Raw genomic sequence first — 11289 nt, 5'->3', positions numbered from 1 at the left:
TGGGAAAAGCTGACTTTGATCCTGAAAGTGCTGGGTTATCCTTCAAGCTGGAAAGTCCATTCAATGTTCAATTCTTGCTGAATAGGTGTGACGACTGGGATCTGTCGGGAGCCGGATGCGGTAGTTCTGCATGTCCGGTTCTGAGGAGGGATCTGCCCGGGTGACTGGGTAGGTCTACTCACCAAATGTGGTCATTTGTCGGAAATAAAAAGCAACAGCGTTGGTTATGGTAGGCTTGGGAGCCTCGTCTGAAGTGTATTATTGCGCATACCTTCGGCAGGCGCAGCAAAAAAACACTGAAGAAACTGCTCAAGAAATTATCCTCATTTAACGTCACTTTTTGGTGCACTGATAATTTCAAGGCTTACAACCGGTTGTCCACCAATAAGCATCTTATCGGAAAAAGTTTCACACAGCGTATCGAGCGTGAAAATCTGACCCTACGTAATCGAATTAAGCGTTTGAATCGTAAAGCATTGGGTTATTCAAGGTCACCAGAAATGCATGACAAAGTTATCGGGACTTTTATCGAAAGAGAGTATTACCTTTAAAGCCAATCAACAAATTGAATACGTGATCCTGTGGGTTTATGCCAATCCTATTGGCCTATCTAATCACAATTTATAATAATACCTTTTAATAACAATAAATCATGTAATTAGGTGTACAATTCACAGTTTAGGCAATTTTTGGTCAACGGATTAGTAAGAGTTGTTTATGGTATGCATTTTTTATATTCCGCAGGAGTCGCCGCCACCAATTTTTTGAAGTTTCTATGAAAGTGGCTTTGGTCATAAAAACCTAACTCAGTTGCTACAGAGGCTATATTCATTCCCTGCTTCAAAAGTACTTTTGCTTCATTAATACGCATTGCGATTTGCATAGCATGTGGAGTAATACCATATGCCTTTCTAAACGCGTGAATAATATGATATTCACTTAATTGAGAGTGAACAGCAATATCCTTTACCGATATATTGCTTCGAAAATTTTCACAAATATATTCATACGCCTTAGATACATTATTTTTTGGTACAACTTTATCTAAAAGTATGGAGTTGGACTGTGAAAACAGATTGGTAAAAAAAGAGATGCTCTTTTCTTCCATTTTCATTCTGTCTTTATTAAGAATAATTGTGTTGGCTAATTCTTGAAACTGTATATAAAGTTCTGGAGAGTCGGTGTGATTAATTGAAAATGGAATAAAATTCGTTATTCTTTCACCTACAACCATCGATTGCACGTAACTTAACCATTTTGGGCATACATACAGCATTTTGTAGCTCCAATTTGTATCTGGTATTGGATTGCATGAATGAACCTCTAGTGGGTTGATTATGACAAGAGAACCTTTTTGTATTCTACGTTCAGTATTACTATTGAAGTAATCACTATAACCACAATCTACAGCGCCAATGGAAAATTCTTCATGAGTGTGTTTCCCGTAACAGGCTTTCGAGTTTTTAGAAGAGCGCAGCTCAATGGGGACTGCGCTTGAACGATAGAATTTTTGTTTGGTCATCTCATTAAAGACTCTAACCTGACATAAAAAAAGTATATACGACCGTAATTGCTAATAATAGCCCCATTGTGAGATTGAAAAGCTTATAATGTTTAGGTATGTCCAAAACTGTCCTAATCGTTATTCCTAAAACAGCCCATGCTGAAATTGATACGTAACAGACAATAAAAAAAATCGCGCAAAAAAATAGTAGTGCATTAATTTCTGTATCGTGACTACTAAAAACGGATATGCCAGCTAAAGATACAATCCATGCTTTCGGGTTAAGCCATTGGCACATTATTCCTTGTATAAGGGATGGAGCACTGGTTTCTCGTTCACTATCATCACCGCTCATTGGGTTTTGCGTAGCAACTTTATATGCCAAGTATAATAAGAAACTACCTCCTATATAGGTAAGCATTTCGGTTAGATATGGCACCTCATTTATAACTTGAGCTAATCCAAAGCCGAGTAAAAATAGAATCGATACAAAACCAATTGTAGCACCGGTTATATGTGGGATGGTTCGAATATATCCGCAATTGGCTCCGGTAACTGTGGCTATTATGTTTACAGGTCCTGGCGATATAGAAGTTACAAGGGCAAAAACCGCCATTGCAATTAATTGAGACATAAGCTTCTACCTCCTAAAAATCAGTTACTTCTCCAGAGCCATTAATAAAGCGATGTTCTTGCAAATCAACAATGCGGTATCGTTTTGCCTTGATTTTTCCCTCCTTGCAATAACCAGCTTTGCTTTCCCAAAATCCTTGTGCGAACTCATCAGTAACGTACAATTCAGATAAGCACTTAACCCCTTTGTACCGATATAGAGAAAAGTCGACTAGACGGATAGGGTAACCTTCTTCTAGAGATAGGGGTTCACCGTCCACTGCCCAAATAATCATTGCTCTATTTTCTAATGCATTACTAAGGGATATTGTAGAGTCATACACTCCCTTACTTGTACCTAAGCTTATCTGCTTCAAATTATATGAAAAATATTTTGCTTGGCTTATCCCTAGATATTTTAATAGGTCTTTTAGTAAGACTCCTGTCCAGTTTCTTCTGATACTCCAATTGCAAACACATACAACCCGACGGCTTTCCGTTATTGGTGCAATGTTTTTAAGGTCTTCGAATGCGACAAGAATTGGCGTTGATTCATGAGGTAAAAATATCTTGAGTGCCCATTCTTTCATATCAATAGAGTCATATGATTCAGGTGGCCCTTCTTGGTAGTACCGTAAAGAAGAAGGTTTCTTATCAATATATGGAGTACTCATATTTTCCTTTCTTATGTATCTATTATAGAGATTTGACACAGCGTAAACCTACGATGTTGTCTCGTACTGTTGGAGGGTAGTTATCTCTGCATGTACAGCGCATATAATCTTCATCATGAAGCCCTGAACCACCCCGAACTATATGATCGTCAGTAGGGACACTAAGATAAACGGGATCAATATGAGTTTTATCCCAACTGTAATCTTGGTAGTAATTATCTAGACACCACTCAGCTAGATTACCTGCCATATCAATACAACCAAATGGGGAGCGATTTTGTGGATGTGCATCCCAATCCGTGGATTTTCGATTGAGCTCAGTTGGCTCACAGTCTGGGGCATAGTTTGCAATTGTAATAGATGGCTCGCTATTTCCCCATGGATAGAGTCGATTATCGTTTCCCTTCGCAGCAAACTCCCACTGCGCTTCAGTTGGTAATTCCTTACCTACAAATGTTGCGTATGCGACAGCTTCATACCAACTAATGCCGGTTACTGGCTGCTTTGGTTGGTTCCAATTGGAATCATACCAATATAAAGGTTCTGAAATGTCATTATCTTGGATAAACTGAAAACCTTCTTCTGACCAATATTCCTTACTTCTATAGCCCCCCTGCTCAATGAATACTGCAAACTCAGCGTTAGTCACAGGGTGAATATCAATGAAAAAATCACTCAGGGTAACTGCGTGCACAGGCTGCTCATCAGGGCTCAACTCTGAACCGCGTAGATAAGGAGAGCCTGTCACTAAAACCATATTAATTAAGTTGTTCATCGTATTAACTTCATATTTCCAGTTTGTTTAATGATGACTTTTTTGTCGCCGTACACAGCTATGCCTAAATATTCGATGCTGTCCTCACTGACAGCCTCTAACCTACTTGAGTAATCCTCATAACTCTTCGTGTTTTTTGCCACGTCCGAGAAGTCAATTATCGTAGCGTGTGATTGTAATTGAGAACGAATTGCCTTTATCTCGCTTGCCGTTGCCGCAAGAATTGGGATTGGGATACGAGTGATCCCAAAATGTTCCCCCCCATCACGGTTCTTAATATTGTCACCTACGAGCTCAGGATGAGCTTTACCAAGGCTAAGGGCTAGCACTGCTGCTGTGTTTGCAATGATCCCAAGAGGAAGATCTTTATCGATTACCAATACACACTTTTTGTCATTCATTATGCAACTTTCCTTTTATGAATTTGGTTGTTAGAAAATACCCCCCATGTCATTTCAATATGTAGAGGGTGAGATATTGCTGTAAGTCCATAATGTTTAATTGCATCAGCATTTGCTAAGCAACAATCAACTTCGCCGTTTACAACTAATTTCGCTCCATTGCTTGTAGAGTTCGTAATCTCTATTTTTAAATGAGCATCAGATATTCCAAAAATCTTGTCTTCAGCCGATTCAATTAGGCTCTCTAAACGAGAGAGAGGAGCGTGATGCGTAGCTATTTTTATGGTTTGTTGCTCAGCTATCTTTTTCTCCAAAGCGAGGGAGGTTTTACAACCAAGATAATAAGCGGGAGGTGAATAGAAAAACGATCCAAGTAGAAGGGTATTTTTGTTCATGTAAAAGTTATCTACTCGTTGATACGCATTGGCAACTAGAAAAATGCATGACTCATTCTTTTCCACATACTCAGAGGCGAGTTCAAAAGTATCAAAAAGAAGTATATCTAATGGACCTCCAATTAAGTTGGTCAGATATTTTGCTGCTGATTGACTGCTTGTTCCTTCAGGTCCAAGAGTCGCAATTGAAGTAATTTTGGGGGGATTCCTAATCCAAAAGTTATCAGTATTAAATATCATCTCTCAATTCGCGTAAATTAAATTTACATTAACGATATCCCTGCCTAAATGTTAAATATTGCACAAAATTGTTGTTTATGGAATTGCGTAAAATAAGAGTGTGGAACAGGGCAACTGTATGAATGTTCAAGTATTATCCAGATGACAATGAGGTGTGGCGATGAAATTGGAGATCACTGGAGAGCATGGGTCATGTATTCAATCCGTTGATTTGATTTAAAGATAACGCGATGTTCGACTTTAACATCCTATAACATTGAGATGCCATCAAAGATGATGAGGTGGGTATTTTTGCCATGCATATGATAAAAAAGAAGGATTAAATGCTTATACTACATCTATCAATGCAGGAAAAAAGCCAGGTGCTATCATCCCCTAAGCCATCACATCCCGTGATGGCTTTTTTATTCCTATGACCCGCCCAATAAAGTTGACACGTTTCCGGTTGATGTTGCCGCTGGTCGTCGCAAGTTGCGTATCCAAGACACCTGTCCTGTGTTTGTGTCGTGGGTTCATAATTCTATACACTGCGTGTGATACAATATCTAAATAACTTTTCATAATTATGAGAGTTTCATATTTCCTATCCCTTTCCATTGATTTGCTGAAGCGGCATTTAAAAAAAACTTAACTCTTTTGATCAGCATCCACATATATTGGCAACAATGGTTCCGTGTGACGGTTTCATGCAATGATTGCCATAGCCGCTCTATTTTATTCAGCCAAGGAGAATAAACCGGAAGAAATAACAATCTTACTGTCAGGTTTTGCTTCAGCCATTCCTTGACCAGCCGACTTTTATGAATGCTGTAATTATCCAAAATAAGGGTCAGCGTTTTTGCATGACGGTGACATCTTTTTAACTCTTCTAACATATTGATAAATAAATAAGAGTTTTTCCTGCCAGAACCCGTGTAAAAAATTTCGTGCGTTTGGCTATCAAAACAGCCGGCAAAGTAATATTTTTGGTTCTTTCCCGGTGTGATAATCCGTTTTTGTTGGCCTTTAAGATACCAGTCTGAACCTATTTTAGGATTGAAATGAATATCCACTTCGTCTTCATAAAACACGGGATGTTTAGTCATTAAATCTAATTTAAACTAAATTACCATTCTGAATGACCGCAGAGATAGCGGCATATGAATCAATATGCACTGTACTGCCACGAATGTTGCTCCACTGCGCCTTTATAATCGAAACGTTAGACGCGAGAGAATAACCGGCAATTAATGTTAATGGCATACGTCCATAGGCTTCTGGACTCTTATTACTGTAAGTAAATACACCGAAAGCCAATTGTTCGCCGAGATTAGTTGTAATAATAAAATTTCCACCAGGAAAATTATTGCCTGAAGCGTAAGGCGCTGGCACATTTAAGGTGATTAATGCAGTTAAACCTGGAGAGTTTGAAAACTCTGAAATATTAAGTGCTAAACCAGGTATGTCAACATAATTTTGGCTTGATGTTTGTAGAGGAAGCGCATGTGGGTCTATTGATGCAAATACAGTTGCCATAATTAATACTCCTGGATTATTTTTTATTTAGTCCTATTTGGAATACTTATCCTTACTTTAAATTTATATAGCTCATTGCTACAAGAGTAGATACACTACAACTCAGTTCACATTATCATAATCGTCTGTTATTTGCTTGTTTAAAAATTGAAAAGCATTGTTATTTATTATGTGAATGCAAGTTATAATAACTTGGTTTAATTGTTAATTATTAATTATTTTAATTATGATTTAGGAAGATTTTATTAAATTGTTCAATCGCAATTTTCTGTTTCTCGAAGTTGATAAAATATAAAGACTGCCATTTTTGTGTTTGGCGTGCTTGTTTCGATGTAGGAAGTGCCCATGTAGGATAAACCCGAATAGCTCTTTTACCCGCTTTAGTTTGACTTGAGAAAACACCTTGTTTTATTAGAGTGTCTGAGTTAAATAGAAAAATACCTTTTTGATGTTCCGAAAAAGTTGCGATTAGACAAAAATCAATGTTATCACTTTTTTCAAAAGGCATTATTTCTGAATCTGGCGTCGGTCTTTTCCAAAGAGTGACAAATTGCCCTTGTTTATTAGGTGTTGTTTTAGCTTGACGAAAAACTATCGATTTACCATACAGTTGAAATCGCATGGCACTATAATCACGGCTTTCTGTTTCGAGATGGGGAGTGGACGTTAATGGGAATGCAGAAGGGAGTAGAAGGTACTCTTTTATTTCGATAAAGGTATTCGGTAGATTATTTATACTCTGTTTTAATGATGTCAATTTATACTTCCTCTTTCTTGATACTCATAAATCAATAGGGAATGATTACTTATATGAAATTATGTAATATAAATTTTATCACTTTATTTACAATAAAATAAACTCTCTGTCCTTCAGGGCAGAGAGTCATACATTAGAAAGAATAAATTCACTTAATTAAGATAAAGCGTCAGAGCTACGCCTGGTTTTATCTCTTTGATTTTAATGTTTTTATTCCAACTAATCAAATCATTAAGATTCACACCATGACGTTTAGCGATGCTGAAAAATGAATCACCTTTGCGCACACGATAGGTGATGGGATCACTGTTATCGATTTTCAGCACTTGACCGATTTTGAGTTTATCAGCCGTTTTTAAGCTGTTTAGTCTTTGCAACTCTCGATGAGTCGTGTTGAAGCGTTTTGCGATCGCGGATAATGTATCTCCGGCACGAACGGTATAGTGGCTTCGTTGCTGTAATTTGTGTGTATTGTATTTAATCGCTAATCGGATGTCGTTCAAGACATTTTTATCTGCTAAGGATGTCTTAAATTGGTTGACGTTCTTTTTTGGTAGCATGATGTAATGCGGTCCATAAGGAGACGTCATACCTTGCTTATAACCTGGGTTATATGCCCTGATTGATGTTAACGATAACCCCGATAATTCAGCCGCTTGTGACAACATGATTTGATGCCCTACTTCAACTTTTGTCAGTGCGTGCTGGTTGTTAGGTTTAGGAAGTTTGAAAGCAAACTGTTCATTATGGCGAATGATATTGCTCAGTGCCAATATCTTGGGAACATAGTGCATTGTTTCCCGTGGCAGTGACAACGCCCAGAAATCAGTTGGTTTCCCTTGTGCTTTATTGTCTCTGATTGCTCGTATAACCCTGCCTTCACCACTGTTGTAGGCGGCAATGGTCAAAAGCCAATCCCCATTGAATCGTGTGTTGAGATATTCAAGCATATCAAGAGCGACAGTTGTTGATGCTGCAATGTCACGGCGGGCATCGTACCATTTATCTTGTTTCAGGCCATAATGACGGCCTGTACTTGGGATAATCTGCCATAATCCTGCTGCCTTGGCGTAGGAAGTCGCATGAGGGTCAAAGGCACTCTCCACGATAGGCAGCAGTACCAGCTCCATTGGCATATGTCGATTATCAAGTTGCTCAACTATCCAATAAATGTACGGTTCTGCACGCAATACCAAGTTTTGGATATGGCTCTTGTGTTTCAAATAGTAATTTTGTTGCTCGCTCACCCTGCTATTATCAGGAATTTCCATCTTCAACTCATCGCGAATATGTCCCCACAAATCTTGCTGGGCTGTCGGACTGACCTTCCAGTTTTCAGTACCATTTGGTTCTGCAATACCGTTTGTTTTCTGATTCGTTGAAGACATCTTCTGTGCTTGTTGCTGGGAAGGAACCTTTGTTTGCAGGCTCGATTGACACCCAGCAAGAAGAACAGAGGTGAACAAGATTGCTTTTGTCTTCATGTTCTTTTCTGATGCTTGCCTAAAAGGTGAGCAATGATACTGGCCTATTACGTAGAAGACAACCCAATAAAATTAAAATCGATCTTTATAAGCCCTTAAATGCTGAAAAGTAGCAGAAAGTGGTATTGAATTAGGTTTGATACCGATATTTTTTTGTAAATCAATATTGTGACAATTTAAGAAAACATTGATTTTTTTCTCTGTTTGTAAATTTGTTGGGACTGTTGCTAGGTTATTTTCACGTAGTTTAAGAATTTCTTGATAATAATTGTGAATAATTGGATTGTCAGGTAATACTGCTTTTGCAAATTTCATATTTGCCGCCGTGTATTCGTGTGCACAGCAGATCAATGTATCATCGGGCAATAATGAAATTTTCTCCAAAGAGGAAAACATTTGTTCGGCTGTACCTTCAAATAGACGTCCACAACCACCAGAAAACAGAGTATCTCCGCAAAACAGGTAAGGAGCCTGATAGAATGCAATGTGGCCAAGTGTATGCCCTGGCAGTTCTATGACCTGGAAAGAAAAACTTCCTATCTCAACGGTATTATTTTCATAGACAATATGAGTTGTTCCTTTGTCTTGTGTTTCTTCAGGACCGTATACGGGTAATTCAGGATATTGTTTGAGTAGTCCAGGAACCCCGCCAACGTGATCATAATGGTGATGTGTCAGTAGAATTGCCGCGGGAATGAGTTGATTTGTTGCTAGAATATCAATGACAGGCTGTGATTCAGCGGGATCGATGATGGCACAATGCTTGTTTTCATCACAAAGTAACCAAATGTAGTTATCTGAAAGGGCTGGTATCCTGATAAGCTCCATTATACGCCTCATTTTTATAGTAGGTTTATAAGTAGGTTGAAAGGAAGATGACATGCAATCAGCACGTTCAATCAAGCAAATAACCCTCCCTGTTTCTTGGGCTGAGTTACCGTGGGGGGAATATTACCGTATCGCTCTGGAACGTCAATTGGAACCGTGGTGGCCCAAAATCTTTGGTTTTCATTTAGTGAAAATCGGTAACTTAAGCGCCGAAATAGATACTCGTTCCTGTCTGATCAGCCATCAAGTCAATATAGGATTACAAGGGCAAAATATGGATGTGATTACTGATCCCAATCACCTCCCTTTTGCAACTAAATCTGTTGATGCCTGTTTGTTGGCGCATATGTTGACTTATAGTATTGATCCACATTGGCTTTTGAGAGAGGTCGATCGGATCATGATAGACGATGGTTGGTTGGTTATCAGTGGTTTTAATCCATTAAGTGTATTAGGTTTCAGGAAAATGATTGCCCCGATATATCGTCGGCAATCTTGCAGAGTCCAAATGTTTTCAATGTTGCGCCAATTGGATTGGCTGCGTCTTCTTAATTATGAAGTTATTCATCATGCTAATTTCCACGTTTTACCGTGGCATAACGGAAAGCGTCTTGATAACTCCTGTATGTCAATATTTGGTTGCCTGAATGTGATTATTGCCCGCAAACGGACAATACCGTTGACATTAAACCCTATGCGGGCAACATTGATGAAACCAAGATTCAGTAGTGCGTTGGGGGCGGCAAAAAATATTCACCGACGCTATTAATTGACGGGCTAATTTTCGCTTTCGATATAGACATCATCTGTTTGAGTCGGGTTATTAGCGGCTGTGCGAGCCAGCTCATCACACCGTTCATTCTCCCGATGTCCGGCGTGGCCTTTGACCCAGCGCCAATCAATATCATGCAGCGAGATAGCTTTATCGAGTCGTTGCCAGAGATCGACATTAAGAACAGGGGATTTGTCGGTTTTTTTCCAGCCCCGTTTTTTCCAGTTATGGATCCATTGAGTGATCCCTTGACGTACATATTGGCTATCCGTCGTCAAGATCACAGTACAGGGACGTTTGAGCGCTTCCAACCCTATTATGGCTGCCATTAATTCCATGCGGTTATTGGTTGTGCGGAAATAACCGTCACTTAAGGTTTTTTCTTGCTGTTGGTAGCGGAGTAAAACGCCATATCCGCCAGGACCAGGATTGCCGAGGCAAGAACCATCGGTGAAAATTTCTACCTGTCTGTTCATTTTTGGTAGACTCTTCCTATATTGTCTTTAATCAAAAATCTAAGTCTGACACAAAAAAACATTATGAGCACTGCTATTACCCGCCAAATAGTCCTCGATACCGAAACCACCGGTATGAACAAATTAGGTGTTCACTATGAGGGACACAACATCATTGAAATTGGTGCTGTGGAGGTTATTAACCGTCGTCTGACCGGACGCCATTTTCATATTTATATCAAACCAGAACGTTTAGTTGATCCCGAAGCGTTTGAAGTTCATGGGATTAGTGACGAATTTTTGCAGGATAAACCGAAATTTGCGGATATTGCTGATGAATTCATTGAGTTTATCCGTGGTGCTGAGTTGATTATTCATAACGCAACGTTTGATATCGGTTTTATGGATTATGAATTCAGTAAACTGAATCGAAATATTCCACCCACTGCTGAGTTTTGTAGCATTACAGATAGCTTGATATTGGCGAGAAAACTTTTCCCTGGCAAGCGTAATAACCTCGATGCGTTGTGTGACCGTTACCAGATCGATAATTCCAAACGTACTCTTCACGGGGCATTGCTCGATGCCGAGATCCTGGCTGATGTTTATCTGGCAATGACAGGTGGCCAGACATCATTGGCTTTTTCGATGGAAGGGGAAACATCAGGCAATATGCAGGTTGCCGAAATCCAGAAAATTACTCGCCCGCAGACGGGACTGAAAATTATTTATGCTTCCGATGAAGAATTAATTCAGCATGAATCTCGTTTGGATTTGGTGGAAAAGAAAGGAGGAAGTTGTCTCTGGCGTTCAAAACCTGAACAGATACATTGAAAAGCAGCGGCAAAATGGTGGTAAATGCATAATTGAGGCGAAA

12 protein-coding genes and 3 pseudogenes are annotated in these 11289 nt (G+C 39.2%); 3 read left to right on the top strand and 12 right to left on the bottom strand.

The annotated features are described in order from the left end of the window. Positions 1 to 182 precede the first annotated feature (182 nt). Positions 183 to 551 (top strand): annotated as a pseudogene (locus Xedl_RS15325) (IS1 family transposase); the annotation flags it as partial. A gap of 164 nt (positions 552 to 715) precedes the next feature. Here Xedl_RS15325 and Xedl_RS15320 read toward each other — a convergent pair. The 11 genes and pseudogenes from Xedl_RS15320 to gloB all read right to left on the bottom strand — a co-directional run bounded on the left by Xedl_RS15320 (position 716) and on the right by gloB (position 9185). Further along, positions 716 to 1522 (bottom strand): AraC family transcriptional regulator, encoded by an 807-nt coding sequence (locus Xedl_RS15320; protein WP_074024688.1) that lies wholly within the window; start codon positions 1520 to 1522, stop codon positions 716 to 718. A gap of 13 nt (positions 1523 to 1535) precedes the next feature. Beyond that, complete coding sequence (locus Xedl_RS15315; protein WP_074024687.1) at positions 1536 to 2138, bottom strand: LysE family translocator; 603 nt, start codon at positions 2136 to 2138, stop codon at positions 1536 to 1538. A gap of 13 nt (positions 2139 to 2151) precedes the next feature. Further along, a complete protein-coding gene (locus Xedl_RS15310; RefSeq protein WP_074024686.1) occupies positions 2152 to 2790 on the bottom strand; it encodes a molybdopterin-dependent oxidoreductase in 639 nt (212 codons plus the stop codon). Between the two features lie 22 nt (positions 2791 to 2812). Next, positions 2813 to 3565 (bottom strand): formylglycine-generating enzyme family protein, encoded by a 753-nt coding sequence (locus Xedl_RS15305; RefSeq protein ID WP_074024685.1) that lies wholly within the window; start codon positions 3563 to 3565, stop codon positions 2813 to 2815. Then, complete coding sequence (locus Xedl_RS15300) at positions 3562 to 3966, bottom strand: DUF2000 domain-containing protein (protein WP_074024684.1); 405 nt, start codon at positions 3964 to 3966, stop codon at positions 3562 to 3564. Before Xedl_RS15300 ends, Xedl_RS15305 begins: the two co-directional genes overlap by 4 nt. Then, on the bottom strand, positions 3966 to 4601 hold the full coding sequence (locus Xedl_RS15295; RefSeq protein ID WP_208605070.1) for a hypothetical protein: 636 nt from the start codon (positions 4599 to 4601) through the stop codon (positions 3966 to 3968). The genes Xedl_RS15300 and Xedl_RS15295 overlap by 1 nt, the downstream gene beginning before the upstream one ends. A 563-nt stretch (positions 4602 to 5164) precedes the next feature. Next, positions 5165 to 5680, bottom strand: a pseudogene (locus Xedl_RS15290) (IS630 family transposase); the annotation flags it as partial. A 16-nt stretch (positions 5681 to 5696) separates the two neighbouring features. Further along, positions 5697 to 6116 (bottom strand): hypothetical protein, encoded by a 420-nt coding sequence (locus tag Xedl_RS15285; RefSeq protein ID WP_074024683.1) that lies wholly within the window; start codon positions 6114 to 6116, stop codon positions 5697 to 5699. Between the two features lie 220 nt (positions 6117 to 6336). Then, positions 6337 to 6873: a MepB family protein gene (locus tag Xedl_RS15280; RefSeq protein ID WP_074024682.1), complete on the bottom strand. Its 537-nt coding sequence runs from the start codon at positions 6871 to 6873 to the stop codon at positions 6337 to 6339. Positions 6874 to 7025: 152 nt separating this feature from the next. Continuing rightward, entirely contained in the window at positions 7026 to 8357 is a 1332-nt protein-coding gene (gene mltD, locus Xedl_RS15275) for a murein transglycosylase D (RefSeq protein ID WP_074024681.1), read from the bottom strand. 72 nt (positions 8358 to 8429) lie between these two features. Next, positions 8430 to 9185, bottom strand: coding sequence for a hydroxyacylglutathione hydrolase (gloB, locus tag Xedl_RS15270; RefSeq protein WP_074024680.1), 756 nt, complete (start codon positions 9183 to 9185; stop codon positions 8430 to 8432). A 52-nt stretch (positions 9186 to 9237) separates the two neighbouring features. Here gloB and Xedl_RS15265 point away from each other — a divergent pair, with 52 nt between their 5' ends. Next, positions 9238 to 9954, top strand: coding sequence for a class I SAM-dependent methyltransferase (locus Xedl_RS15265; RefSeq protein WP_074024679.1), 717 nt, complete (start codon positions 9238 to 9240; stop codon positions 9952 to 9954). An 8-nt stretch (positions 9955 to 9962) separates the two neighbouring features. Here the strand turns inward: Xedl_RS15265 and rnhA are convergent. After that, positions 9963 to 10543, bottom strand: a pseudogene (gene rnhA / locus Xedl_RS15260) (ribonuclease HI). Between rnhA and dnaQ the strand changes: the two are divergent. Next, complete coding sequence (dnaQ, locus tag Xedl_RS15255; protein WP_074024689.1) at positions 10497 to 11246, top strand: DNA polymerase III subunit epsilon; 750 nt, start codon at positions 10497 to 10499, stop codon at positions 11244 to 11246. The pseudogene rnhA and the gene dnaQ sit on opposite strands and share 47 nt — an antisense overlap. Positions 11247 to 11289: the final 43 nt, after the last annotated feature.

This window comes from Xenorhabdus eapokensis (assembly GCF_001908105.1).
Note: the sequence above shows the minus strand (reverse complement) of the source record. Positions and strands in the feature narration are given on the sequence as shown.